Annotated in this window: 22 protein-coding genes; 4 read left to right on the top strand and 18 right to left on the bottom strand. The window is 52.7% G+C overall.

All coding sequences use genetic code 11. The features are described from left to right. Positions 1-116 precede the first annotated feature (116 nt). On the bottom strand, positions 117-2,012 hold the full coding sequence (locus ABID47_RS08435; RefSeq protein WP_354495865.1) for a PrkA family serine protein kinase: 1,896 nt from the start codon (positions 2,010-2,012) through the stop codon (positions 117-119). Positions 2,013-2,300: 288 nt separating this feature from the next. Between ABID47_RS08435 and ABID47_RS08430 the strand changes: the two genes are divergently transcribed. Beyond that, complete coding sequence (locus ABID47_RS08430) at positions 2,301-3,077, top strand: DUF2161 domain-containing phosphodiesterase (RefSeq protein WP_212969904.1); 777 nt, start codon at positions 2,301-2,303, stop codon at positions 3,075-3,077. Here ABID47_RS08430 and ABID47_RS08425 read toward each other — a convergent pair. Both ABID47_RS08425 and ABID47_RS08420 read right to left on the bottom strand, forming a co-directional pair. Further along, positions 3,074-4,297, bottom strand: a complete 1,224-nt coding sequence (locus tag ABID47_RS08425) for an aminotransferase-like domain-containing protein (RefSeq protein ID WP_116232187.1) — start codon at positions 4,295-4,297, stop codon at positions 3,074-3,076. The two genes, ABID47_RS08430 and ABID47_RS08425, sit on opposite strands and share 4 nt — an antisense overlap. 97 nt (positions 4,298-4,394) lie before the next feature. After that, positions 4,395-5,051 carry a response regulator transcription factor gene (locus ABID47_RS08420; protein WP_076170630.1) on the bottom strand — a complete coding sequence of 219 codons (657 nt, stop codon included), beginning with the start codon at positions 5,049-5,051 and terminating at the stop codon, positions 4,395-4,397. A gap of 297 nt (positions 5,052-5,348) precedes the next feature. Between ABID47_RS08420 and ABID47_RS08415 the strand changes: the two genes are divergently transcribed. Beyond that, positions 5,349-5,756, top strand: a complete 408-nt coding sequence (locus ABID47_RS08415; protein WP_234490003.1) for a hypothetical protein — start codon at positions 5,349-5,351, stop codon at positions 5,754-5,756. Continuing rightward, positions 5,753-6,820 carry a phosphodiester glycosidase family protein gene (locus ABID47_RS08410; protein WP_354495862.1) on the top strand — a complete coding sequence of 356 codons (1,068 nt, stop codon included), beginning with the start codon at positions 5,753-5,755 and terminating at the stop codon, positions 6,818-6,820. Before ABID47_RS08415 ends, ABID47_RS08410 begins: the two co-directional genes overlap by 4 nt. Positions 6,821-7,175: 355 nt before the next feature. Here ABID47_RS08410 and ABID47_RS08405 read toward each other — a convergent pair whose 3' ends face one another. From ABID47_RS08405 to serC, 3 genes are all read right to left on the bottom strand, one after another. Then, the gene (locus ABID47_RS08405) at positions 7,176-7,430 is read right to left on the bottom strand and encodes an AbrB/MazE/SpoVT family DNA-binding domain-containing protein (RefSeq protein ID WP_076170632.1); all 255 of its coding nucleotides are present in this window, start codon (positions 7,428-7,430) and stop codon (positions 7,176-7,178) included. A gap of 203 nt (positions 7,431-7,633) precedes the next feature. Next, positions 7,634-8,098 carry a tRNA (uridine(34)/cytosine(34)/5-carboxymethylaminomethyluridine(34)-2'-O)-methyltransferase TrmL gene (gene trmL, locus ABID47_RS08400; RefSeq protein WP_354495860.1) on the bottom strand — a complete coding sequence of 155 codons (465 nt, stop codon included), beginning with the start codon at positions 8,096-8,098 and terminating at the stop codon, positions 7,634-7,636. A gap of 158 nt (positions 8,099-8,256) precedes the next feature. After that, complete coding sequence (gene serC / locus ABID47_RS08395; protein ID WP_354495858.1) at positions 8,257-9,345, bottom strand: 3-phosphoserine/phosphohydroxythreonine transaminase; 1,089 nt, start codon at positions 9,343-9,345, stop codon at positions 8,257-8,259. Positions 9,346-10,400: 1,055 nt separating this feature from the next. On the opposite strand from serC, the gene ABID47_RS08390 reads away from it, so the two are divergent. Beyond that, the gene (locus ABID47_RS08390) at positions 10,401-10,535 is read left to right on the top strand and encodes a hypothetical protein (RefSeq protein ID WP_354495856.1); all 135 of its coding nucleotides are present in this window, start codon (positions 10,401-10,403) and stop codon (positions 10,533-10,535) included. 296 nt (positions 10,536-10,831) lie between these two features. Here the strand turns inward: ABID47_RS08390 and glnA are convergent, their stop codons facing one another. From glnA to thrS, 12 genes are all read right to left on the bottom strand, one after another. After that, complete coding sequence (glnA, locus tag ABID47_RS08385) at positions 10,832-12,256, bottom strand: type I glutamate--ammonia ligase (protein ID WP_076170635.1); 1,425 nt, start codon at positions 12,254-12,256, stop codon at positions 10,832-10,834. A gap of 260 nt (positions 12,257-12,516) precedes the next feature. Next, positions 12,517-13,575 carry a 3-deoxy-7-phosphoheptulonate synthase gene (gene aroF / locus ABID47_RS08380; RefSeq protein WP_076170636.1) on the bottom strand — a complete coding sequence of 353 codons (1,059 nt, stop codon included), beginning with the start codon at positions 13,573-13,575 and terminating at the stop codon, positions 12,517-12,519. A gap of 338 nt (positions 13,576-13,913) precedes the next feature. Continuing rightward, positions 13,914-14,870 carry a 4-hydroxy-3-methylbut-2-enyl diphosphate reductase gene (locus tag ABID47_RS08375; protein WP_354495853.1) on the bottom strand — a complete coding sequence of 319 codons (957 nt, stop codon included), beginning with the start codon at positions 14,868-14,870 and terminating at the stop codon, positions 13,914-13,916. A 47-nt stretch (positions 14,871-14,917) separates the two neighbouring features. Next, positions 14,918-16,369: a sensor histidine kinase gene (locus ABID47_RS08370; protein ID WP_354495851.1), complete on the bottom strand. Its 1,452-nt coding sequence runs from the start codon at positions 16,367-16,369 to the stop codon at positions 14,918-14,920. 3 nt (positions 16,370-16,372) lie between these two features. Then, positions 16,373-17,062 (bottom strand): response regulator transcription factor, encoded by a 690-nt coding sequence (locus ABID47_RS08365; protein WP_076170639.1) that lies wholly within the window; start codon positions 17,060-17,062, stop codon positions 16,373-16,375. Positions 17,063-17,206: 144 nt separating this feature from the next. Beyond that, positions 17,207-18,874, bottom strand: coding sequence for a S1C family serine protease (locus ABID47_RS08360; RefSeq protein WP_354495849.1), 1,668 nt, complete (start codon positions 18,872-18,874; stop codon positions 17,207-17,209). 135 nt (positions 18,875-19,009) lie between these two features. Next, on the bottom strand, positions 19,010-19,666 hold the full coding sequence (locus tag ABID47_RS08355; RefSeq protein ID WP_076170641.1) for a response regulator: 657 nt from the start codon (positions 19,664-19,666) through the stop codon (positions 19,010-19,012). Between the two features lie 44 nt (positions 19,667-19,710). Next, on the bottom strand, positions 19,711-20,724 hold the full coding sequence (locus ABID47_RS08350; RefSeq protein WP_105441833.1) for a sensor histidine kinase: 1,014 nt from the start codon (positions 20,722-20,724) through the stop codon (positions 19,711-19,713). 4 nt (positions 20,725-20,728) lie between these two features. Further along, positions 20,729-21,835: a cell wall-active antibiotics response protein LiaF gene (liaF, locus tag ABID47_RS08345; protein WP_354495846.1), complete on the bottom strand. Its 1,107-nt coding sequence runs from the start codon at positions 21,833-21,835 to the stop codon at positions 20,729-20,731. A gap of 214 nt (positions 21,836-22,049) precedes the next feature. Continuing rightward, positions 22,050-22,226, bottom strand: coding sequence for a hypothetical protein (locus ABID47_RS08340; RefSeq protein ID WP_186320162.1), 177 nt, complete (start codon positions 22,224-22,226; stop codon positions 22,050-22,052). Between the two features lie 199 nt (positions 22,227-22,425). Continuing rightward, positions 22,426-22,971 carry a 3D domain-containing protein gene (locus ABID47_RS08335; protein ID WP_435530613.1) on the bottom strand — a complete coding sequence of 182 codons (546 nt, stop codon included), beginning with the start codon at positions 22,969-22,971 and terminating at the stop codon, positions 22,426-22,428. A gap of 395 nt (positions 22,972-23,366) precedes the next feature. Continuing rightward, positions 23,367-25,307, bottom strand: coding sequence for a threonine--tRNA ligase (thrS, locus tag ABID47_RS08330; protein ID WP_145136238.1), 1,941 nt, complete (start codon positions 25,305-25,307; stop codon positions 23,367-23,369). Between the last annotated feature and the right edge of the window lie 380 nt (positions 25,308-25,687).

Genomic DNA, 25,687 nt, shown 5'->3' with positions numbered 1-25,687 from the left:
TATAGCTCACGGTCCATTCCAAAATGAAGGGCGTATAATAATTTTCAACCATAAAAAAAGACCCCTGAAATGAATCAGGGGCCATTTGACGCTGGAATAAATAGAGTTTCTGCTGATTACCGGTTCAGCAAACTTCCCACATAGCGCAGCAGCTCGTTCGCGCATACCGGGCAGTAGCCGTGCTCGTCGATCAGCCGTTTGCTTACTTCGTTAATCCGCTTGAGCTGGGCGGCATCCGGCGTTTTGGTCGACGTCGTTATTTTTACGATATCCTTGAGGTCTGTAAACAGCTTCTTCTCGATCGCTTCGCGCAGACGGTCATGGTTATGGTATTCGAACTTTTTGCCCTTGCGGGAATAAGACGAAATCCGGATGAGGATTTCTTCGCGGAACGCTTTTTTGGCATTTTCGGAAACGCCGATCTGCTCCTCGATGGAACGCATCAGCCTTTCGTCCGGATTCATCTCTTCATCGGTGAGCGGGTCGCGGATCTTCGTCCAGTTGCAGAACGCCTCGATGTTGTCGAGATAATTCTCGAACAGCGTTTTGGCCGACTCCTCAAAGGAATACACAAAGGCTTTCTGTACTTCTTTTTTCGCCAGCTCGTCGTATTCTTTCCGGGCCACCGCGATGAAGTTCAGATAACGCTCCCGTTCGTCCTTCGTAATGGAGGCGTGCTGGTCAAGACCGTCTTTGATGGCCCGCAGCACATCCAGCGCGTTAATGCATTGAAGGTCCTGCTTAATCAAAGCACTGGAAATCCGGTTGATGACATACCGCGGATCGACACCGGACATGCCTTCTTCCAAATATTCAGACTGCATTTCCTTCAAATCGGCTTCTTTATAGCCTTCAATCTCTTCGCCATCGTACATTCTCATCTTTTTGACGAGGTCCATTCCCTGCTTCTTCGTCTCCTTGAGACGGGTCAGAATGGAGAAAATCGCGGCGGAACGCAGCGCATGCGGCGCAATATGGATATGCTTCATGTCGCTTTGCGAAATGAGCTTGCCGTAAATCTTTTCTTCATCCGATACCTTCAGGTTATAAGGAATCGGCATGACGATCATCCGGGACTGCAGCGCTTCGTTTTTCTTGTTGGCGATAAAGGCCTTGTACTCCGATTCGTTCGTGTGGGCAACGATGAGCTCGTCGGCGGAAATAAGCGCAAACCGGCCTGCCTTGAAATTGCCTTCCTGTGTGAGCGAGAGCAGGTTCCACAGAAACTTCTCGTCGCATTTGAGCATTTCCTGAAATTCCATCAGGCCGCGGTTGGCCTTGTTCAGCTCTCCATCGAAACGGTAGGCGCGGGGGTCAGATTCCGAACCGTATTCCGTAATGGTAGAAAAGTCGATGCTGCCGGTCAGGTCGGCGATGTCCTGGGATTTCGGATCTGAAGGGCTGAACGTACCGATACCGACACGGCTGTCTTCCGAGATCAGCACCCGGGTAACAGGCATTTTCTCGATATCGCCGTCGTATTCGGTTCTCAGGCGCATCTGGCAGGAAGGGCATAAATTGCCTTCGATCCGCACACCCAGTTCTTTTTCCACTTCTGCCCTCAGTTCCAGCGGAATGAGATGAAGCGGTTCCTCATGCATCGGGCAGCCGTCAATGGCATATACCGCGCCTTGCGGCGTTCTCGAAAATTTCTCAAGCCCCCGCTTCAGCAGGGTCACAATCGTCGATTTCCCGCCGCTGACCGGTCCCATCAGCAGCAGAATCCGTTTACGGACGTCGAGCCTGCGGGCCGAGGAGTGGAAGTACTCCTCCACCAGCTTTTCAATGGCACGATCCAGGCCGAAAATTTCCTGCTCAAAAAATTTATAACGTTTATGGCCGTTGACCTCTTCCACGCCGTATGATTTGATCATGTCATAGACGCGGGCATGCGCCGTCATCGCCGGTGATGGGTCCTGACGAAGAAGGTCGATGTATTCTTTAAAGGTGCCATTCCATGCCAGTTGATCGCTCTCTGCCCGATATGCCGCTACGCGTTCGAAAATATCCATGCAAGTACCTCCTATGACTCGGTTATGAAATCGCAAGCTACTCCTACAAAATGCGTCAAGGGTCAACTGCTCCCATCGATTCTTAAAAAGTGTATTACATACCTATGCGGGACCGTGGGATTAGTTGACCTCTTTTTTCGCCCATGTCAGATTGTCTTTTTCTATAAAAGCAAGGGTGCTGCGACTTTCCCGGCGGGATATCTGCCCTTAGGATTCGGGTTCTTCATTTGAAATGATATAATGAACAAAGAATTCAGAAGCGGATCACCGCAGAAGGAGAGCCTGAACATGTCCGTCCAGCATGAAACCGAACTTTACGAGCCATTGAAGGCTTTTTTTGAGCGGCAGGGCTACGAGGTCAAAGGCGAAGTTCGCCACTGCGACCTGGTGGGCCTGCATCCGGACGAGGAAGAGCCGCTGATCGTGGAAATGAAAAAGACGTTCAACCTCTCCCTGCTGCTGCAGGGAGTCGAACGTCTCAAGCTGAGCCCTCATGTATATTTGGCGGTGGAGCGCAACCGCAGCAAGCGGGGGGCCGTGAACCAGCGCTGGGATGACATCACCGGTTTATGCCGCAGACTGGGCGTCGGTCTGATCACCGTCACCTTCTATAAAACCAAGAAGCCGCTGGTGGAAGTGCTCTGCGAGCCGGGAACGCCTTACGTGCCAACCCGCAGGATGAAAGTCCGCAAGTCCCGGCTGCTCTACGAATTCCGCGAACGCAGCGGCGATTATAACGTCGGCGGCACCACCCGGGCGAAGCTAATGACGGCTTACCGGGAAAAAGCGCTTCGCGTCGCCGGCGCCCTCGCAGGCGCACCGGAAGGCGGCCTGTCGCCCGCGCATTTACGGGAGAAAAGCGGCGTGCCGAATGCGGCGGCCATCCTGCAGAACAACTATTACGGATGGTTCCAGCGGATCTCCCGCGGCCGCTACCTCCTGACGCCGGCAGGCACCGCCGATCTGGAGCGCTATGCCGGCATCCTGGAGACGGGGGCATCCAGTTCGCCCGCTCTTGTGGAAACGGCCACGCCGGCGCGCGCCTCACGCCGCAAAAAGACTTAGCTGCGCGCCGTAAATTCGCCGATCGCTTCGCCGATCAGATTCATGCCCAGCAGCAGCTCGTCACGGCCGGGATGGGTGAAATTCAGCCGAATCCAGCCGCTTCCCCGCCCGTCCGGGTAGCACAGCGTGCCGGGGAGAAAAGCTGCGCCCTTACCCAAGGCGCATTTCAAGAGGGCCAGACTGTCCAGCCCATCCGGCAGCTGAAGCCAGATAAACATCCCCCCCTTAGGGATGACGTAGCTGGCATCCTGCCAAGCCGGCCGCTGCAGCAGCCCGTTCATCAGCTTCAGGCGGGTGTCGTATTCGCGGTTCAGCATTTTGATATGCTCATGAATATCGAAAGCGGAGGATTCCAGCATGTTGTGCAGGAAGCGCTGGTTCAGCGTGCTGGACTGCCAATCGGCCAGCTGCTTGGCGGCGGCCAGCATATCGATCAGCGGCCGGCTTCCGGCGGCCCAGCCCGTACGCAGCGCCGGGGCGATCGTTTTACTGAACGAACCGATGTAAAGCACCCCCTGTCCGCTGCCCGAGCCGTCCAGCGCAAACAGAGAGGGATACAGACTGGTGAATTCCCGCTGCGATAACTTTTCAAAATGAAGATCCCCGTATGAATTGTCTTCTATAATGAGGATACTGTGCTCCCTGCACAGGTCAAGCACTTCCTTGCGCCGTTCCAAGCTCCAAAGGACCCCCGTCGGATTGGAGAAATTCGGTGAGGCTACCAGCAGCTTCGGCTGCGTCCGCTCAATCTGTTCCAGCAGGCGTTCCGGAATCAGGCCATTCTGGTCGCTGTCCACCGGAATGACGACAGCCCCCTGCATCTTGAACACCTGCAAATATCCCGGCGAAGCCGGACTTTCCACAAGGACGCGGTCCCCCGGCTCCACATAGACGCGGGCGAGCAGATCCATTGCCTGCTGCACGCCGGTCGTCAGCAGAATTTGATCCGGACCCACATCGATGCGCTTGGTGCGCTTCCAGTCCTCCGACAACCATTCGCGCAACGGCAAAAAGCCCTGCGGCTCCCCATACTGAAGTGCCGTAGGACTATTCGAAATCACTGCTGCCGCTGCTGCCTCCAGGGAAGATACGGGAAATAGCTCTTCGGCCGGAAGCTCCTCTGCAAAAGAAATGAAGGATTCCCGATTTGCCAAGGACCGGATGAGATGAAGCGGTGACGACAGCATGACCTCCGTACGGGCTGCAAAGGAATACTGCATGGTCTCTCCTCCCATTTATCTCTTATTGGGTTCGGTCTCTCTATATAATTTACAACCCTAAAGTATGTATTCAGAGACGCATGGAATTATGCCGTATTCAAATGTACATCGCTCGCTTCTGGCGTGAATGAAGCGCAAATTTTTCGATGGCCTGGGCTCGTGTGGACACCCCTAGCTTGACGTAAATTTTGCGCAGGTAGTTATCGATGGATCTTCGGCTGACGGTAATTTCCGTTGCGATCTTATCGTAGGTAATCCCCTGTACGATCCGTTCCATAATAAAAATCTCCGTCTCGGTCAGATCAAACATTCCTTCCGCCGAGGGAGCCGCCTGCATCTGCCAGATCCCCTGCTTCAGCCATTCAATCGGCAGGGCGGCAAAGCCTTCGCGCAGCCCGTCGATCATCAGCATGAGCTGGGAGGCCGAAGCCTGTTTCGACAAAATCCCGCTTCCCCCGTGATGAATGATCGGATGCAGCAGCTTCAAACCGTCATGATCCGTCAAGATGAGGACATGACTCTCCGGAGAACTGCTCTTCAGCTTCTCCAGCAGCGGTTCCGCCGTTCCCTCGGGCATCTGGTAGTCCAACAGAACCAGATCGGGCTGGTGCTCGATCACCAGCACCAATCCTTCGTCCCAGGTTGAGGCCATCCCCGTTACCTTCAGATTCTCTCGTTCCTCCAGTATCAACTTGGTGCCCAGCATACTCGTGGGGTGGCTATCGATAATCACAACCCGCCAAACTCTCGTCATTTCAATGGTAACCTCCTGGTACTGATCGTATTGAATATAAAGTACAGCAGCGTTTCTCCTCCGCTCACAAGCGCGTTAAACGCTTGTTTTAAGACGTTTCTATTTTCATATCAAGGCTCGCTAAACGGTTATGTATAATATAAATCTATCAGTCTTAAACAGATTGTATCGCACCCCTATTATTTCGTGCAATCTATTTTTAGGTATTTTTATGACTTGTATTCATTTTTGCGAAAATAATAGGGTAATGATAGAATGGGGACTGGAAAAAATTCTACGAAAACCGAGGTGATGACATTGCAAACTTCGACAGGGCCTTCCGCACCATTCGGAAACCAGCCCAAGAGGGAGAAGCAACCCTCCGTCAAGTTCGTGCTCCTGATATGGATACTGCTGATTGTACTGGGCATCGGCGCTGCCTATTTATATAGCAATCACGTAAAACAGGAAATGATAAAGCAGCTTCAGGCAAGTACGGAAAACCAGATGAACGATTTAAAAAAGAGTTACGAGGCTCAGTTTAACGAACTGGCGGGGCAAGTTAAGGAGCTGGAGAGCAAGGTGCAGTCTTTTAACGAACTGCTGACGTTCACCAAGGATAACGCCACGAGCAAAACCGATAACAGCAACAAGCTGTACACCCAGCTGAACGAAGTGAAGAAACAGCTGGACACGCTGCAGAAAAAGATGGATCTGCTCAAATGAATGTAAGCATCAAACAGATCAACCGCTTTTTTCTGCTCGTGACCGCTCCGTTCGTTGGATTGTTCATCTATTTGCTGTTCAGCTTAGGTTCCCTACATATCCAGGTCGATACCGCAGCGTACGTTCCGGCAGATACGCTTAAGCCGCATACCGACTCGCTGCTGAAGGAGCTGGACAAGGCCGACAAAACTGTGAAAGTAACCATTTCGTCCATCAGCAAGACGTCCAGGCTGTACAAGCAGACGACTTCAGCGATGAATGCGATCGAGGCAACGGCCAAGACACAAGCCGGACGTCCGGAGTTCATCTACAATAAACGGATTACGTCCAAGCTCGGCGTCCCTATTGAACGCGTCGATAGCGACCGAATCCGGATCGAGCTCTACAAGGTCAACCCGGGTGTGTATAATGGATATGCCATGAAGGTGAAGCTCAAGGATTCCTCTGCCATGGGCATGAGCCTTGCCAAGGACAAGCTGGGAAGCTCCGAAACGACGCTGCAGGCTGTAAGCCGGCATGGCGCCGTGGCCGGGATCAATGCCGGAGGATTTGCCGACACCAGCGGCAAGCGTTATCCGCTCAGCACCACCGTCATGAATGGAGAGTATCTTACGGGATTCCAGTCCAGCTTCAAGGATCTCTTCTTCGTGGGGCTGAACAAATCCGGCAAGCTTATCGGCGGCAAGTTCCAGAATCAATCCGAACTGGATCGCCTGCAGCCCAAATTCGGGGCGACCTTCGTGCCGATGCTGCTAAAAAACGGCCAGCCCGTTGAAATCCCGCTCAAATGGAAGCAGTCTCCCAACCGTGCGCCGCGGACCGTGATCGGCAAATACAAAGACGATCAGCTGCTGATCATCGTCGTGGACGGGCGCAACGAAAACGGCAGCTCGGGAGCCACCCTCCAAGAGCTGCAGAGTAAAATGTTCCATCTCGGCGTCATCGATGCCTATAATTTGGATGGGGGGGGCTCTTCGACCCTGGTGCTTAACGGCAGGGTGGTCAACCACCCGTCGGACGGCAGCATGCGCCCGGTCCCGACCAACTTTTTATTTTATAAATAATGTATCCTTAAGCTGCAAAAAAATTATGAACAAAATGACGAATTCATTTATTTTTCCAGCAAGTGTGGGTATAATAGGCTTATTGAGCAATGGTAGTTCAGCGGGAGGTGGCCTTAAATGTCGTTCTCATTAACTTTTTGGATTTGTATGGTGGTGCTGCTAATGTTCCTGGTCGGCATCCTAACCGCAGCTTATAACGATGATAAAACTAAAGGACTGTAAGGCCGAAGAGGCTTCCTGTATAGGAAGCCTTTTTTCATGGAACCTGATCTGATCCATAAAAGCGATCCAGGTTATTAACAGAACTGGCTATAAAAGAAAAACACCACGAAAACTCGTGATGCCCAAATGAATGTTATGCATGCTTTTGCAATTGCAGCATGTCGGATTGACACTGGCCGCAAATATACCGCTCTTTGAATTCCGTCACTTCGTCCATCGAACCGCAAAACACGCATTTCGGACGGTAACGTTCCAAAATGATGTGGTCCCCCTGCACCAGAATCTCGACAGGATCTCCTTCGTTCATCTGATAACGTTTTCTAAGCGACTTCGGCAGGACGATTCTTCCGAGCTGATCTACCTTGCGTACAACACCGGCAGGTTTCATGTTCAACACCTCTCCCTATGACTAATCGAATGTAAAGTGATTAGAAAGTACCCCCTGTGATCATTATTCATACTTTCCAATCCAGAAATATGGGTCTTTTCTAATAGTTCGATGTGACGATGTCGAATCCTGCTCCGGATTAAAATTTTATTACTTTATTTTAGAAGCTGAATTTTTCCGTGTATGGAATCCAAATACAGTCCTTATTCCATCCCCGGATAATCGAGCTGCCGCAGCGCTTCGTACACGATGATCGCCGCCGAATTGGACAGGTTCAACGACCGGACCTTATCCGTCATCGGCATACGCATACACGTATCTGGGTTGGCGGCAAGCAGTTCTTCCGGAAGTCCCTTCGTTTCCTTGCCGAACACGAGAAAATCCTCGTCCTGGAACTGAAAGTCCGTGTATCGATTGTCGGCTTTTGTCGTCGCATAGAAGAAACGCCGGCCGGCGTACATCTCCTGCACCTCTGCAAAAGATTCATGGTATTCAATATGAACCGCATACCAGTAATCCAGACCCGCGCGCTTCAACGTCGCGTCATCGGTGCGAAAACCAAGCGGTTTCACGAGATGCAGATGAGCTCCTGTCGCTGCGCAGGTTCTGGCGATATTGCCGGTATTAGCGGGAATTTCAGGTTCAACAAGTACGATGTGCAATGCCATAGATCGTTTTCCACTCCATTCATTTTCTATACAAAATGAACTAAAGGTTAATCATGCTTCACCTTTTTAGTTCAAATGATATTGCTAAAGTTTAAAAAGCCTCTCGCCGAAAAACGGCGAAAGGCGCTCACTCATGGATGTTCTGGCTTCAGGCTTCATTACCCATGATTCTTTTGAAAATGGTTCATAAAATCAGCCAGTGCTTTAACATTCTCGTAAGGAACGGCGTTGTAAATCGAAGCGCGCAGACCGCCGACACTGCGGTGTCCCTTCAGACCTACAAAACCTTCCTGTTCCGATTCCTTAATAAACTGCTTCTCCAGCTCTTCGGAAGGAAGACGGAATGTAATATTCATAATCGAGCGGCTGCCAGCCTCTACCGGTCCGCGGTAGAAGCCTTCGCTGCTGTCTATTGTATCATAAATCAAGCCGGCTTTCTCCCGGTTGATCTTCTCGACTCCGGCTAGAGAGCCTTGTTCTTCGATCCACTTCAGCACTTCGTTGACCATGTATACCGAAAAGGATGGTGGGGTGTTGTAAAGAGAGTTGTTCGCCGCATGCGTGCTGAAGCGCAGCATCGTCGGAATATGTTTCGGCGACTCAGCCAGTAGCTCTTCCCGGGCGATGACGACGGTTACGCCGGAAGGTCCCAGGTTCTTTTGCGCTCCTGCATAGATAAAGTCGAACTGATTGACGTCGAACTCGCGGCACAGGATGTCGCTGGACATGTCCGCAATCAGCGGTACGTTGCCTGTATCTGGGTACTGCTGGTACTGGCTGCCTTCGATCGTTTCATTGGACGTTACGTGCAGGTATGCGGCATTTTCCGGAATTTCGATGCTGCTCAGATCCGGAATCGACATAAACTTATTGTTCTCCGAAGAAGCGGCAATATGCGTCTCCCCGATCAAGCGCGCTTCCTTCTCCGCTTTGCTGGCCCAGCTTCCTGTCAGGACATAGCTTCCGGTCTTGCCGGCTGTCAGAAAGTTCATCGGCACCATCGCAAACTGGGTGCTGGCACCCCCCTGCAGAAACAGCACCTTATATCCCGAAGGATTGCCCAGGAGGGACAGCAGACGGCTTTGCGCTTCGTTATGGACTTCCTCGTAGACCTTGCCGCGGTGTGACATCTCCATGATGGACATCCCTGTCCCCCGGAAATCCACGAATTCAGCTTGTGCGCGTTCCAGCACTTCCAGCGGCAATGCAGCAGGGCCGGCGTTAAAATTGTATGCTCTCTTTGTCAAAACAACTCCCCATCCTCTCTCTTATAGCGAATGATAATATGGCAATGATAGCAGTATTCCCAAGGGCCATCAAGTACAAAAAAGCACATAGTATGACGCCTTGCGGACGTTTGTTTTTATCTATTACTTTAACACAGTTTATTTAACGGAGTAAAGCACTGCAGAAAATGGCAGATCAAATGTCGACAGCATTCGGCAGAACCAGTTGGGGGGTCCTTCGACGGTTAAAACAACACGCGAGTAGAGGGATGCGGTGGACGCGGAGCGACCCCACAGAATGCGGTGAGAGCGGAGCGCTGCTGACGGCGTTGCTTCATGATCTACCTGCAGCCCTGCCTCCCTGAACAACCCAGACCGCTTCCCGAACAACCCACACTTACTCCCTCGCCCAGCGGAGCGGACACCGCAATTCCGGAACAGCGCAGCGGTCGCCTTTGTTTTCCCGTTTCTACCGCGGTCAGCGGCTAGTTCAAGAAACGGGAAAACAACACGCGAGTGGAGGAATGCGGTGGAGGCGGAGCGTCCCGCAGAATGTTCGCGAACGCTGGCCCTGCATGGCATATGCTGCGCATGCAGGCTTGGCTCTCCTTAGCAGACAAATCACCCTCATCGTGAAGTCTGCTGTCGTGTTGTCTCCCTGAGCACCAGCACAACTGCTTCCCCGAACTACCCACACTTACTCCTCCGCCCAGCGGAGCGGACACCGCAATTCCGGAACAGCGCAGCGGTCGCCTTTGTTTTCCCGTTTCTACCGCCGACAGCGGCTAGTTCAAGAAACGGGAAAACAACACGCGAGTGAAGGAATGCGGAGTACGCCGAGCGCTTCTACAGAATGCGGTCAGAGCGGAGCGCTGCTGTTGCTTCCTGAGCTACCTGCAGCCCTGCCTCCCTGAACAACCCAGCCGCTTCCCCGAACTACCAACACTTACTCCTCTGCTTAGCGGAGCGGACACCGCAATTCCGGAACAGCGCAGCGGTCGCCTTTGTTTTCCCGTTTCTACCGCCAGCGGCTAAATTCAGGAAACGGGAAAACAACACGCGAGTGGAGGAATGCGGTGGACGCGGAGCGTCCCCGCAGAATGTACGCGAACGCTGGCACGGCATGGCATATGCTGCCGCATGCAGGCTTGGCTCTCATTGGCAGACAAATCACCCTCATCGTGAAGGCTGCTGACGTGTTGTCTCCCTGAGCACCAGCACAACTACTTCCCTGAGCCGCCCACACTTACTCCTCTGCTTAGCGGAGCGGACACCGCAATTCCGGAACAGCGCAGCGGTCGCCTTTGTTTTCCCGTTTCTACCGCCGACAGCGGCTAAATTCAGGAAACGGGAAAACAACACGCGAATGGAGGAATGCGGTGGCTGCGGAGCGCCCCCACCAACACGCGAGTGAAGGAATGCGGTGGACGCGGAGCGTCCCCCAAACAAAGAAGCTGCCCTCTCCAGTCATCCCTGACCGGAGAGGGCAGCCATTTCTTGATACGAATTAGCAGTCGAAGTACAGACCGTACTCGTGCGGATGCACGCGGATCGAAACGGCTTTCGCTTCAGCACGCTTCAGGCTAACGAAGTTATCAATGAATTCTTTGGTGAATACGCCGCCTTCCAGAAGGAAGTCGTAATCAGCTTCCAGAGCGTCCAATGCTTCGTCCAGGGTGCCCGGTACGCTGCGGATTTCCGCTTTTTGATCGTCGGAGAGCTCATAGATGTTTTTGTCCATCGGTCCGTATCCGAGCTCAACCGGATTGATTTTGCGCTTGATACCGTCCAGACCAGCCATCAGCATAGCCGAGAAGGCCAGGTAAGGGTTCGCCGTGGAGTCCGGTGTACGGAACTCGATGCGGCAGCCTTTAGGCGTTACAGCGGCGACTGGAATACGGATCGCTGCCGAACGGTTACCTTTCGAGAACACGAGGTTAACCGGTGCTTCGTAGCCAGGAACCAGACGCTTGAAGGAGTTTGTCGACGGGTTCGTGATGGCAATCAAGGCCGGAGCATGGTACAGGATACCGCCGATGTAGTTCAGCGCCATTTCGCTCAGGTTCGCATATGCGCCTTTTTCATAGAACAAAGGCTCGTCGCCGTTGAAGATAGACTGGTGAACGTGCATGCCGCTTCCGTTGTCGCCAAAGATCGGTTTTGGCATAAAAGTAGCCACTTTACCGTATTGACGGGCTGTGTTGTGAACGATGTATTTGTACAGCAAGAGGTTATCCGCTGTTTTCTTCAGGGTATCGAAACGGAAGTTGATTTCCGCTTGGCCTGCAGTGGCCACTTCATGGTGATGACGCTCGATGCGGAGGCCGGCTTCTTCCAGCAAACGACACATTTCGCTGCGGATGTCTTGTTGGGTGTCGACCGGTGCAACAGGAACGTATCCGCCTTTCACGCGTACTTTGAAGCCAAGGTTGCCGCCTTCTTCTTTACGGTTCGTGTTCCACGAAGCTTCTTCGGAATCCACGAAGTAAGAAGAACTGTTCATGCCGCTTTCGTAACGGACATCGTCAAAAATAAAGAATTCGGATTCAGGTGCAAAGAAGGCTGCCGTACCAACGCCGCACTGTTGCAGATACTCTTCGGCTTTGGCTGCAATGCTGCGCGGATCGCGCTCATAGCGCTCGCCGTCCGGCGTGTTGATGTTACACATGATGTTCAGTGTCGGATGAGCGGTGAATGGATCGACAAAAATCGATTCCGGATCTGGCATCATAACCATATCCGATTCTTCGATTCCCCGGAAACCGGCGATGGAAGAGCCGTCGAACGCAACCCCGTTCACGAACGTTTCTTCATCCACTTCAGAGGCAGGCAAAGAAATGTGATGCGCACGGCCAGCCAAATCTACGAAACGGAAATCCACCCACTCAATTGCTTTCTCCTGAATTGTTTTTAATACGTTTTCAACCGACATGCTCTCTTCCTCCCAATTTCCGAACATTTCCCCGCATTTAAAACGTAAACGTTCAGTATCTAATGATTTATGTCGTCATTATAAAACTTCAAACCTGACATCGTCAATATGTATGTAAGGTATTTTTAAAAATGGTGTGAGGTATCCTTACACTTTTCAACACTTTATTTGCACTAATTGCAAATAGCCTGCACGCACCGATTTTCTGGGGAAAATCAGCCGGCAGGCTTAGATGTCTATACGGTATTACCGGGGAAATATTATACCCCTACTTTAAAGGCTTCAGCAGGCGCCTTGGACGTACTGAATGTGCGCCCGACGAGCGGAGCCAGCTTCTCCAAGTCTTTAAGGAGCGCGGCGAACTGGTCCGGGAACAGAGACTGCACGCCGTCTCCGGTCATCGAGTTGTCCGGGTCTGTATGCATCTCGATAATCAGTCCGTTAGCCCCAGCTGCAACCGAGGCTTTGGACATAGGCTCAACCAGCTCTCTGCGGCCCGTGCCATGGCTCGGATCGGAAATGACCGGCAGATGGCTCAGCTGCTGCAGGACAGGAATAGCCGACAGATCCAGCGTATTGCGGGTATAGCTTTCGAATGTACGGATTCCGCGCTCACAGAGCATGACGTCCGGGTTGCCGCCAGCAAGGATGTATTCCGCCGCATTCAGCAGCTCATCGTAGGTGGCGCTGAAACCGCGCTTGAGCAACACCGGCTTACCGCAAGTTCCCAGCTTGCGCAGCAGGTCAAAGTTCTGCATATTCCGCGTACCCACCTGCAAAATATCGGCATATTCGGCGCAGATATCCACGTATTCCGGTGTCATGACTTCCGTAATAGTCAGCAGGCCGTGCTTTTGTCCGGCTTCAGCCATCATAATAAGACCTTCGACACCGATCCCCTGGAAGCTGTATGGTCCTGTCCGTGGCTTGAAGGCCCCGCCTCTCAGCACCTGTCCGCCGGCAGCCTTCACCAAGCCCGCAATTTCATCAATCTGCTCAGGGGATTCAACCGCGCAGGGTCCTCCCATGACGACGAGCTCGTCGCCGCCGATTTCCACGCCTTTTATCTTGATCACCGTGTTCTCCGGATGAAAATCACGGCTTGCCAATTTGTATGATTTGGTAATCTTCACTACATTCTCTACTCCCTTCATTTGACGCAGGTGCTCAGCAAGCTGCGGGTTGACCTGACCGATCAGCCCAATGACCGTCCGGTCTGCGCCTTTGGAAACAGAAGCCTGCAGTCCTTCCTTCTCAATCACACGCACAATATCCGCAATTTGTTCTTCCGGAGTTGTATTGGATGTAATTACGATCATGGCTATCATTCCTCCTGTGAAGCGCCTCGCTTCAGCGCACGCTTCTAGTATATTTTCAAATGATTCGGTATCTTTATCTGGTCTACCGTTCTCGCCTCTCACTTCACTAATACGCTTAAACGCGTTTTCGCTTTTAAGCTTTTATCCGCTAAAGCAACTATATCGGAAATCCACCTATCCGTCAACCCTAAATCTAAAATGGGCATCCTCCCCCTACCGATCTGTTCTATTTTCTTCTGTAGGGCCAGATCATATCAGGGACAGCAAATCATCATGGTCTAGAAAAAAAAAGAAGCAGGCCTCCATTAAAAGGAAGCTCTGCTTCATCTCATTCGTCATTACGCCTTGGTGCTACCTGCCGCTTTTACGGGCGGAAGCAGTTTCTTCATATTGACCGTGCGCTTGGTTTCCCACGTATCCGGGTTCTCCGGATCGTATTGTTCCAAATATGCGATCACTTCCTTGGTGATCGGGGTCGGCGTGGAGGCGCCGGAAGTAACAGCGACTTTGGATATGCCTTCAAGCCATTCGCGTTTCAGCTCGGTAATGTCGGCAATCCGGTAAGCCTTGACGTTGGCAATTTCTTCGGAGACCTGAGCCAGCCGGTTGGAGTTGTTGCTCCGCGGGTCGCCGACAACGATCACCAGATCCGCTTGTCCAGCCTGCTCCGCGACCGCTTCCTGTCGCACCTGGGTGGCCAGGCAGATCTCATTGTGGACCTCGGCGGACGGATACAGCTCCAGCAGCTTTTTCATAATGGCCTTAATGTCCCATTGGCTCATCGTCGTCTGGTTCGTAATGATGATGCGGGAGGCGGATATGCGCAGATTGGCAATCTCGTCTTCCTTCTCGATCAGATGAACGTGATCCGGCGCAATGCCGATGGCGCCTTCGGGTTCGGGATGGCCCTTCTTGCCGATATAAATCACCTCATACCCTTCCGCCACCTTCTCGCGGATCAGGTCATGAGTCTTGGTGACGTCCGGACAAGTCGCGTCAACGGTCGTAAGACCTTTGTCCCGGGCCAGCTTCCGGACTTCCGGCGAAACGCCGTGGGCGGTAAAGATAACCGTGCCTCTGTCCACCTGGTTCAGGATCTCCATCCGGTTCGGTCCGTCGAGCGTGATGACCCCTTCGTCTTCAAAAGAATTCGTGACATGACTGTTGTGCACGATCATGCCCAATATATAAATCGGTCGGGGGAGGTCCAGGTTCTGGGCCGCCTGGCGCGCCAGCACCATGGCATCGACCACGCCGTAGCAGTACCCCCGGGGCGAAATTTTAATCACTTCCATGACTTTCACCTGCTTTCTCTGGCATGCCTTAACCTAACCATTATACCCTATTCCAAAGGGACGGGAAAGACGACCGGCAGCCAGATAATGAAGGTAGTACCTTCTCCTTGACGAGTAACGACCTCGACCGAGCCGTTCAGCTCGTCGATAATCCATTTGGCGATGGACAGGCCCAGCCCGATGCCCTCCGTCATGCCGCGGGACTGATCCGCACGGTAGAACCGGTCAAAGATATACGGCACCTCGTCCTTGTCCATGCCGATGCCCGTATCGGCAATCCGGATGCCCACCTGATCTTCATACAGCAATGCGTCAAACGTCACTTGGCCTTCAGGCGTATACTTAAATGCGTTTTCAATAAAAATGAACAGCATCTGCTGCATATAGTCCTTATTGCCGTTGACATAGACACCGTTCAGGATCGAAAAGTCACCGGTAATCCAATCGGCCTGCCGCGGCAGGAATTGGGCCCTTCTGGCCACTTCCTCCACGAGAATTTCGAGCGGAATCGGCTGCTTGTCAAACGTCCGTCCCGTGTCGGCCCGGGCCAAAGAGAGCATGTCGCCGACCAGCCGGCTCATCCGCTTGGACTCGTCGGCAATGTCGCTGATGGCCTCCCGGGTCATCTGCTTCAGCGTCGCTTCGTCCAGCTTCGGACGGTCTCCTTCCTCGTCTGACCACATTTTCTCAAGAAGATCCACGTTGCCGCGGATTGTTGTCAGCGGTGTCCGCAGCTCATGCGAAGCGTCGGATACGAACCGGCGCTGCGTCGCGTAAGATTCCTCGAGGTTTTTATAAAAGCCCTCCATCCGCCCCAGCATGCTGTTGACCGTATCGATCAGCTGCCCGACTTCATCCTGGGGCCCGTCGTAATCGATGCGGACGCTGAGGTCCTGGCCGTTCTGGATCTGGCTCGCCGCTTCAATGACGTTGCCGATCGGGCTCATGGATTTGCGGGCCAGGAACAGCCCGAGCGAGGAGGCCACGATGATCATGATCGTTGCGCTGATGACCAAAATATTCCGCAGCAGGGTCAGCAGCTCCACTTCATGCCCCGTATAAATGGCGATCTGGAGCATTGCAACCACTTGACCGGTACTGCTTTCCGTAATGACACCCTGGTATAAATAAAATGGATTTCCCTGGATGTACACGGTTTTAAAACCCTGCTCTTTTACCGCATGGTCGTAATCGGGATAAGGGAACTTAATTTTCTGCTCTCCGAGTTTTTCGGACACAGATAATTTATTATTGACGTAATCAATCATCTGCACAAAAGTCTGCGAAGCCAAATCGGAAGGCGCCGAAAAACTCAAATAATTACTATTCCAGTTCAAAACCACGGTCGGCTTGATTTTGTTATACTGCTGAGCCAGCCGCTCTCTTACGGAATTATACGTATTATAATGAACGACCCCATAGACCGCCGAACCGAACACGATCAGCGTTACGGCCAGGATGGCGGTGTACCAGGCGGTCAAGCGCAATCTTATGGACATCTCTTATGAATCCCCTCTCAGGATATAACCTGCGCCGCGGATCGTTTGAATGACACGCTTCCCTCCGTGTTCTTCCGTCTTCTGACGGAGCATCGCAATGTACACTTCCAGCACGTTGGACTCACCGCTGTAATCGTAACCCCAGATTTTATCCATAATTAAGTCGCGGGACAGCACCCGTTTCGGATTTTGCATAAACAAATGAAGGAGCTCAAATTCCTTGGCCGTCAGCTCGAGGCGCTTGCCGCCACGCAGCACTTCCCGGGAGTCGACGTCCAGCACGATGTCCTCATAGGTCAGCCGGTGGTCGCCGGCTTCCTCCTGCCCCGGCTTCCGGCGCAGCAGCGCGCGCACTCTGGCCAGCAGCTCTTCCAATGCAAACGGCTTGACGAGGTAATCGTCCGCCCCAAGGTCAAGCCCTTTGACCCGGTGCTCGATTTCATCCTTGGCGGTGAGCATCAGGATCGGCACCTGACTGCCGCCCTCCCGAAGCCTGCGGCACACTTCAAATCCATCCACCTGCGGCATCATGACGTCCAGCACGACGATATCGGGCTCCCCGTTCAAAATGACCTTCAGTCCCTCTGCCCCATTGTTAGCGGTAATGACGTCGTACCCTTCAAATGCCAGCCCCCTGCGCAGCATGGAAATGATTTTTTCATCATCGTCAATAATCAAAATTTTCGATCGCATGAACGGACTACTCCTTTATCTCTTTATCTTGTATCATGGCACAAGCCTCTGCTTCTTATTGTAGCAGTGAACATTTTCCTTTGCACCATGGTACGACAACAGCGGAAGGGAGTTCCCTTCCGCTGTCATCTCGAAGCGTATGGTTTACTGGCCGCTGACCGCGCTGTTGTCCGTGAATTTATTTTTGTCGCCGATGGTGACCTGCAGATCCATCTTCTTGTTGTTGCGGACGATGTTCAGCGTTACTTTCGAGCCGACCTTTTGTTTCTGAATATACTCAGTCAGTTCGGTGTTGGTTTTAAAACTCGTACCGTTCACGCCGGTAATAATGTCGTAAGGGCGGAGGTCCGCTTCGTATGCTGGGGATTTGTACACAACCTCGGCTACAACGGAGCCTTCTTTTACATCGGTGTCCATTTGTTTAGCCACTTCTTCGGTCAACGTCATCAAAGAGGCGCCAATAAACGGAACCGGATCCTTCGGAATTTCCTGGTTTTTCTCCAGCTTGTCGACGACGTTCTTGATCGTGCTCGTCGGAATCGCAAAGCCGATGCCTTGGGAATCGGCGCTGACGGCCACGTTCATGCCGATGACTTGGCCGCTCAGGTTGAGCAGCGGTCCGCCGGAGTTCCCCGGATTGATCGAAGCGTCGGTTTGCAGCAAATGCTGATATTTGCGTGTACCGCTTCCCGATTCCTCGCTGATATCGATGGAACGTTCACGGGCGCTCAGTACGCCTGTCGTTACCGTATGGTCAAAGCCCTGCGGGTTACCGATTGCTACAACCGGCTCGCCGACTTTCAGGCTCGAAGAATCGCCGAGCGGTACTGTCGGGAAGTTGTTATTGCCTTCGATTTTCAGAACGGCAAGGTCGAGATCCTTGCTGCTGCCCAGAAGCTTCGCTTCGTAGATCTTATCGTCGTTCTCGATGGTGACCTGAATGACGTCGGCATTCTCGACCACGTGCTGATTGGTCAGGATATAACCTTCCTTGTTATAGATAAAGCCGGAACCGATGCCGTATGGAACAAGCTGCGAAGAATTCGAACCCGAACCCGAGCCTTGGGATTGGGAATCCGATCCCGATCCGCCGTTACCCGAATCGCCGCCGAACTGGTCTCCGAAGAAATAGGAGAACGGATCGTTCAGATAAGGATTACTTTGGGAATTGCTGCGGCTGCCTTGCTTAACGAGCGTTTCAATTTTAACGACCGCCGGACCCGCTTCTTGAACTACCCCGGATACATCCGTCGGCTTCGAAAGCGGCAGCGAAGTCGTATTCGCCTTGCCGGTAGTCTCGCTGTTGTCGGCTGCAGCCGATACTGTCGTGGCTGCTTCTGATGTGAGCGACGTATTAGGCGTAAAAAGATTCATGCGATCCGCCGTAAACATCAGCCCGGTGATGACAACCATGCCGGCGAGGAAGGAAATCAGCACTGTTTTAACCGATGTCTTCGGACGTTGGTTAAACTGCCAGTTACTGCCGTTACCGCCGCCATTGTTACCGCCACCGCCACCTGAACCTCCACTGCGTCCGGGGCTGCCGGACTCGCCGGAGTTGTGGTACTGGCTGGAGGTTACCGGAAGCTGTCTGACCGGATTCGGAGGAGTGATCTCCACTTCCTCCGAGTGCGGCCTGTCGGAGGACTCACTGCCTGGATGCTCTGTATTGTTGTCTTTTCCAAGGGACTTAAACGGCCCGTAGGAATAGTAATAAGATGAATTATTCGAATCGGAAGACGGCTGTTCACGCTTTGTTGGCTCTTGATCAAACGAATCTTCCGGCTGGCCAAATCTGTTTCTTTCGTCCATGTGATTCATGCCTCCTGCTTTCCCTGATTTATAGCGTTCCGTAAGGGATATTGTTTAACTGTTTATATCATGTACTATAAACCTTAATGACAGATTAAAAACAATTAAAAAGCAGATAAAACATGTCGGGAAAGGCTATGACTGCACCCATCCTTTGCGGTGGGCATAGATGGCCAGCTGCGTCCGGTCTTCCAGCTCGCATTTCATCAGCAGGTTACTCACATGGGTCTTAACTGTTTTGATGCTGATATGCAGCTCCTCAGCGATATCCTTGTTGCTTTTGCCTTCGGCGACGAGCAGCAGCACTTCCTTCTCGCGTTCGGTCATCCCGGTGGAATCCCCCTGAACGGTCCGCTGGCGGATGCCTCTAGTCAGCGCCTGGGACACATCCCCCGTCATGACCGGCATGCCCCGGTTGGCCCCTTGCAGCGCATAGATCAGTTCGTCGGCGGAGACGGTCTTCAGCACATAGCTGACAGCTCCGGCTTCCACCGCGTCCACCACCAGGTCGTCTTCGAGAAAGCTCGTCAAAATGACGATTTTGATCGAAGGGTATTTCGCCAGAACGGCCCGCGTCGTTTCGGCACCGTTCATTACCGGCATCATCAGATCCATCAGCACCAGATCGGGATGCTCCTCCTGCGGCCGCTGGTCCAGCCAGTCCAGCAGCTCTTTGCCATTGCCTGCTTCCCCGATCACTTCAAAGGAGGGCTCCAGCATCAAATATGTTTTCAATCCCATTCTGACCATATCGTGATCATCCACGATGACCACCTTCACGCTCTCTGCCATTTCGATTTCCCCCTGCCTGTATTGATGAACCGTTCAAGATAAACTTATGTAAACTTCGGTATATGTACACGGATGGTCGTGCCCGAGCCTTGGCGGCTCATAATTTCGACCTGTCCGCCCAGCTTCTCGGCCCGCTCCCGCATCGTTGAAAGTCCGTACGATCCCGGTCTGTGCGGAATCGAGTCAAACCCCTGGCCGTCGTCACTGATGCTGAGCACCACTTGCCGGCTCTCTTCGCGAAGCGACATGCTGACCAGTCTGGCGTGGGCATGCTTCACAATGTTCGCCACCGCTTCCTGAATGATCAGAAACAGCTGATGCTCGATCGCTTCCGACAGGCTGCCCTTCAGTTCGACCTCCTTCATGCCTTTGAGGCCGTTCTGCCGGCAGTAGTCCGGGAACCACACTTCCAGCGCCTCGGCAAGGCTCTTGCCCTCCAGCTCGACGGGACGAAGCTGTGCAATCAGCGCCCGCATCTGCTTCTGGGCCATCTGGGACATCGTGATGAGCTGCTCCATAACGACTTTGCCCTGCTCCTCATTCCGTTCAAGCACCCTCGGCAGCGACGACGCCGACATATGAATGGCGAACAGCTGCTGGCTGACGGTATCGTGCAGATCCCGGGCCATCCGCCGGCGCTCCTCGATAACAGCCGATTCCGCGGCTTTTTCCTTTTCGATAACTTCCTGCTCGCCCATCCGCTGCAGCAGCTCCATTTTCTTTTCAATCGAATCCATCACATTGTTGAACTCATGATAGAGCCGGGCAAACGTCGGGTCATCGGTTTCGCCGATCCGCACCGACAGATTCCCTTTGGAAACCTGAAGCATGTTAAGCTCCAGCACATCGATGCGCCTCTGAATCCGCTGACCAGCCATGTATCCGATGATGATCGACAACAGCAGAAACCCCAGGCAGGAATAAATCCATACCCAGGTTCCTTTAATAACGAGATATCCGCTGTCGCTGCCGATATAGAAAATCGCCGTCATCAGAAGGCCGGTCAGCAGAAAGTAAAACAGCAGCATCCATTTGGTATTTTTCATGATACTTTTCATACGATCAACCTACTTTGTTTACTTTAATATCACCGATAAACGCGCTGATGTTAATTTTGATTTTTTTGCGCGCTTCCTTGTAATACGGCGTTCGGGTCGAAATGTTGCCTGCAAATCCGCTCCGCGATTCGTTCAGCACCGACATATCCCCGATAAAGGAGCTCGAGTTCACCGTGACGCCCAGATCGGTATCATCCGGGATGTACACCTTGATATCGCCGATAAACGCAGAGATGTTGATTTTGGTTTCCCCATAAGGAATATGCGCCCGGGTCAGATCCAGTACCGTGTCTCCGATAAATTGGGACAAGTTGGTCGGCTTCAGCTGGAAGGAATCGCGTCCGAGATAAATATCCCCGATAAAAGAGGACTTGTTGATTTTCCCGTCGTGGTCGGATTCGCTGAAAGGACCGTGGTGGTCCCAATCATGATCATCCGGTTCACGGAACGGCCCGCCCCGGCGGGCTTCCTCTCTGGCGTAGTGCTTGTAGTATCTTTTGTAGTGCCGCTTGTACTTGTTCTTGTAGTGCTTCTTCATCCGGTCCATTTCGTCGTCATCGTCCGAATCAAAATCGTCCATATCAACGTCTTCCTCATAGGAGGATTTCGGCGGAACGCCCTGCGGTCCCTTCTCCTTGCTGTACGGAATGCCAAACTTTTCCTCGAACTGCCGGTCCAGGGACGAACCGTCAAGCTCTACCGGCTCCGGCGGTACCGGAGGTTCCGGCGTAAACGCAGGCTCCTCGGGACGGCGCTTGTCGGCTGGCGGAGGAGTCCGGTCATTCGGTTTGAAAATGACATACAGTCCGCCGATAATCAGCAGCGCAGGAATGATGATTTTAAACAGATTGCCTGGCGAGATCCAGAGCCATCCCAGATTACGGCCCAGGAAATAAGCCCCGATCAGGAGCAGGATCGCCCCGCCAAAGAATGAGCGCCGGCCCTTGGCCAGCTCTTTGAGCCCCAAAACAACCAGAATCACCGGCCAATAGTCTCCGATCAGTCCCCAGAAGCTGACGTCGATATATCCGAGCTGATTCAACAAAAACACAACTCCGATCGCAATCAGCACCAGGCCTCCAAAAAGGCGGTCCACCCATTTTTTTTGCATAACCGTATCTCCTTTAACTCCATTGTTCATATCCTATAAAGTTCGCATCGCTTGCGAATCTGATATCAGTGTACAATAATGGCGACCAGGCCGACAGCGGCGGCGGAATGATCCTGTTCTCGGTCCCCAGACCGAGGCGGATTACTTTTTTTTCCAAACAAAATAAAACACCCGCTTTTCAGCGGGCATTTTAGCAAACTTGACGAAAGAATGATTATTGTTGATCGTTTTGTTTGAATTCTTCGTCAAACTTTTGGTTAGGTGTTTTGAAGTTGCTGCTTTGGAATTTTTGTTTTTGCGAAGTGGAAGATGCGCTCTCGTTTCCGATTTCTGCAAACTCCTCGTCAAACTTTTCGTTTGGCGTTTTGAAGTTGTCTTGTTTCTTTTGCATTTGGGTTCACCTCCCTGTAGCTTGTCTGGCCGGGGATCCAAGCATCGCTTTGCCCCTGTCGTAGTATGTGAAGCCTCCTGGAATTTATACCGTTCTACGGCAAATTTGAAGAATGGAAAACGATACATAAATGGCATCCAAAAACAATAAAAGCCCTGGAGCGCCGCATTTCGGGCCCAGGGCTTCCTTCTTATTAAGTTTAAACCGCTTCATCCAGCAGCGAAGCCGGGACGGTCTTATACGTCTGGATCGCTTTCCCCAACGTCTGCAGCATTTCCTCGCTGCATTTGCCGTTCCCCCGCTTGATCACAAACACGTCCACCTCTTTTTTTCCCCACTCCTTATATACCTGCTTGGTCGTGGAGAAATACAGGTCAATCTTACGGCCCTTGATGGCCGAACCGGTATCGGCAACAACACCATAACCGTAGCCTGGAACATACAGGATCGTTCCGAGCGGGAACCATTTCGGGTCGGCCGCGATCGTCGAAATCGTATTTTTGTCCCTGCGCACCTTTACACCGGAATACGTAATGCCGTATGACGGATGGCTCGGATGTTTGCCCGTGGATTCATAACCCGCGGTGTATCCAGTCGCCGTGACTTTCACCTTGCGGATGACCTGCTCCTGACGCGGCATCAAGACCGGCATGGACGGCTCCTTAACGGCACCTGCCTCCTGCTGCGGCTTAACCTCGGCTTTGCTGATCGCGGGAACAGCCGCCTTGGCCGTATATTTGGGCATGAACTCATTTTGCTTAAATACGTTCTGCTCCGCCCGCTTTTTCAAATCAACCACCTGAAACATTTCCGGCTTCGTTGCATATTTTAACGGCTTTTGATAATAGTCATTCGCCGCCAGCATCGGATTCTTTGCACTTTCATTCCCCGTAACCCCGTCACTCTCCAGCAGCGAGAAGGATGCCGCATACATCTTGGGCGCCCCTGCAAGCATGCCAAACAGAAACATACAACACAAAATCCTCTGCCATGTTTTCACCTTGTTCATATGAAATCCTCCCCCTTTACTTGCGAGGATGTCCATATGTTCCGGCGTTTATACATGTAAAAGTGAAGTCGTCTCACTTTGCAGAGGATTGTGCAAGCTTATCAAGTTATCGTTTTACACGAGTTTGTAGCTTAGAAAATTTCGCGTTTCGCGATTTGTTCACGGAGCAGCAAAATCGCCTCATCCACGGTTTTGGCCCCGATGTCGCCTTCGCCGCGTTTGCGGATCGACACGGTTCCCGCGTTCATTTCGTTATCGCCGACGATGAACATGTACGGTACTTTCTCAAGCTGGCCTTCGCGGATTTTGTAGCCGAGTTTCTCGTTGCGCACGTCCGCTTCCACGGATACGCCCTGAAGCTTCAGCTTCTCGGCCACTTCCTTGGCATAGCCTTCGAATGCGATGGAGACCGGAATAACCTTGACCTGCACCGGAGACAGCCACAGCGGAAGGTTGCCCGCAAAATTCTCCAGCAGGAAGGCCGTAAAGCGTTCCATCGTGCCCAGAATGCCGCGGTGGATGACCACCGGACGGTGCTTCTGCCCGTCGTCGCCTACGTATTCCAGTTCGAAGCGCTCAGGCAGCAGGAAGTCCAGCTGTACGGTGGACAGCGTTTCTTCCTTGCCAAGGGCGGTGCGGATCTGCACGTCGAGCTTCGGACCGTAGAAAGCGGCTTCGCCTTCGGCCTCGAAGAACGGGATGCCTGTCTCTTCCACAACCTCGCGCAGCATGCGTTGGGACATTTCCCACATGGCATCGTTCGGGAAGTACTTCTCGGTATCCTCCGGATCGCGATAGGACAGGCGGAAACGGAAATCGTGGATGCCGAAATCTTCATACACCTTCGTGATCAGCTGAATAACACGCAGGAATTCTTCCTTGATCTGATCCGGACGGCAGAAAATGTGAGAATCGTTCAGCGTCATCGCGCGTACGCGGTGCAATCCTGTCAGTGCCCCGGACATTTCGTAACGATGCTGCATGCCGAGCTCGGCGATCCGGATCGGCAGATCGCGGTAGCTGTGCATTTCGCTCTTGTACACCATCATATGGTGCGGACAGTTCATCGGACGGAGCACCAGCTCTTCGTTGTCGAGCTCCATCTTAGGGAACATGTCCTCTTGGTAATGCTCCCAGTGGCCAGAGGTCTTGTACAGTTCTACGTTACCGAGAACCGGCGTGTAGACATGCTGGTACCCCAGGCTTTCTTCAAGGTCCACGATGTAGCGCTCGAGGGTGCGGCGCAGCTTGGCGCCTTTCGGCAGCCACATCGGCAGGCCTTGTCCCACGAGCTGGGAGAAAGTGAAGATGTCGAGCTCTTTACCGAGCTTGCGGTGGTCGCGCTTCTTGGCTTCTTCAAGGAAGTGAAGATGCTCATCCAGCTGCGCTTTCTTAACAAAAGCGGTTCCGTAGACCCGCTGCAGCATTTTGTTCTTGCTGTCACCGCGCCAGTAGGCACCGGCCACGCTCATCAGTTTGAACACCTTGATTTTGCCGGTGGAAGGCAGATGTGGTCCGCGGCACAGGTCGAAAAATTCGCCCTGCTCATAGATGGTGATGACACTGTCTTCAGGCAGCGCGTTGATCAGTTCGAGCTTGTAGGGATCCCCGAGCTCGCCGAAAATGTCCAGCGCCTCCTTGCGGCTGACTTCCTTGCGGACGATCGGCAGGTTTTCGCCTACGATACGCTCCATTTCTTTTTCGATCTTCTGCAGATCTTCCGGATTGAGCGGATGCTCCAAATCCATGTCGTAGTAGTATCCGTCCTCGATGACAGGTCCGACGCCGAGCTTGACCTCTTTGGCCCCGAACAGGCGCTTCACGGCTTGGGCCGTCAAGTGCGCCGTACTGTGGCGCATTACTTCGAGGCCTTCCGGCGAATCAAGCGTAACGATTTCCACCGCGGCTCCTTCCACGAGCGGGGTGGACAAATCGACGACAATGCCGTTCAATTTCCCTGCGGCCGCATTTTTCTTCAGGCCGCTGCTGATCGAAGCGGCGACGTCTTCAATAGTGCTTCCGTCCGCATATTCGCGAACCGAGCCGTCTGGCAGTTTGATGCTTACTGACACGTTGTATTCCTCCTTGGCATTTCGGCGGACAGCCGCCCTTTTCAAAATCGTACAGGCAACGCAAAAAACACCCATCCCTATACAAGGGACGAGTGTTTGTACCCGTGGTTCCACCCAACTTCGACAGACCTCCATATTCCCTGTTCCCGGTGAATACGAGATGGCTGTCCTTCAGCATCAGATAACGGAATGACCCGGCGGCTTATACTGAGCTTCCCCGACTGATCAAGAATCCGGGTAAACAGGTTCCAAACCGCAGCTGTAGAGGGGTAGACCGAAGCCGGAATTCGTGAGGAAATTTCAGCCAAGTTCCCTCTCTCTGACCGTCCGTATCTTCAGGTCCATGTCTCTGTCGACGCTTTTATCGAATTATGTGTAAT

Origin of the sequence: Paenibacillus favisporus, from assembly GCF_040545415.1 — a bacterium.
GTDB classification, from domain to species: Bacteria; Bacillota; Bacilli; order Paenibacillales; family Paenibacillaceae; genus Paenibacillus_AQ; species Paenibacillus_AQ favisporus.
Note: the sequence above shows the minus strand (reverse complement) of the source record. Positions and strands in the feature narration are given on the sequence as shown.

Coding starts and splice junctions, on each gene's coding strand:
- trmL (WP_354495860.1), bottom strand. CDS start 8,098: ATGGCATTGCACATCGTACTTGTTGAACCTGAAATTCCCGCTAATACC.
- ABID47_RS08340 (WP_186320162.1), bottom strand. CDS start 22,226: ATGCAAAAGAAACAAGACAACTTCAAAACGCCAAACGAAAAGTTTGAC.
- ABID47_RS08410 (WP_354495862.1), top strand. CDS start 5,753: ATGAATGTAAGCATCAAACAGATCAACCGCTTTTTTCTGCTCGTGACC.
- ABID47_RS08430 (WP_212969904.1), top strand. CDS start 2,301: ATGTCCGTCCAGCATGAAACCGAACTTTACGAGCCATTGAAGGCTTTT.
- ABID47_RS08405 (WP_076170632.1), bottom strand. CDS start 7,430: ATGAAACCTGCCGGTGTTGTACGCAAGGTAGATCAGCTCGGAAGAATC.
- liaF (WP_354495846.1), bottom strand. CDS start 21,835: ATGCAAAAAAAATGGGTGGACCGCCTTTTTGGAGGCCTGGTGCTGATT.
- ABID47_RS08335 (WP_435530613.1), bottom strand. CDS start 22,971: ATGCCCAAATATACGGCCAAGGCGGCTGTTCCCGCGATCAGCAAAGCC.
- ABID47_RS08365 (WP_076170639.1), bottom strand. CDS start 17,062: ATGCGATCGAAAATTTTGATTATTGACGATGATGAAAAAATCATTTCC.
- ABID47_RS08355 (WP_076170641.1), bottom strand. CDS start 19,666: ATGGCAGAGAGCGTGAAGGTGGTCATCGTGGATGATCACGATATGGTC.
- ABID47_RS08375 (WP_354495853.1), bottom strand. CDS start 14,870: ATGGAAGTGATTAAAATTTCGCCCCGGGGGTACTGCTACGGCGTGGTC.
- ABID47_RS08425 (WP_116232187.1), bottom strand. CDS start 4,297: ATGCAGTATTCCTTTGCAGCCCGTACGGAGGTCATGCTGTCGTCACCG.
- ABID47_RS08435 (WP_354495865.1), bottom strand. CDS start 2,012: ATGGATATTTTCGAACGCGTAGCGGCATATCGGGCAGAGAGCGATCAA.
- ABID47_RS08420 (WP_076170630.1), bottom strand. CDS start 5,051: ATGACGAGAGTTTGGCGGGTTGTGATTATCGATAGCCACCCCACGAGT.
- glnA (WP_076170635.1), bottom strand. CDS start 12,256: ATGTCGGTTGAAAACGTATTAAAAACAATTCAGGAGAAAGCAATTGAG.
- aroF (WP_076170636.1), bottom strand. CDS start 13,575: ATGATCGTAATTACATCCAATACAACTCCGGAAGAACAAATTGCGGAT.
- ABID47_RS08370 (WP_354495851.1), bottom strand. CDS start 16,369: ATGTCCATAAGATTGCGCTTGACCGCCTGGTACACCGCCATCCTGGCC.
- ABID47_RS08360 (WP_354495849.1), bottom strand. CDS start 18,874: ATGGACGAAAGAAACAGATTTGGCCAGCCGGAAGATTCGTTTGATCAA.
- ABID47_RS08350 (WP_105441833.1), bottom strand. CDS start 20,724: ATGAAAAGTATCATGAAAAATACCAAATGGATGCTGCTGTTTTACTTT.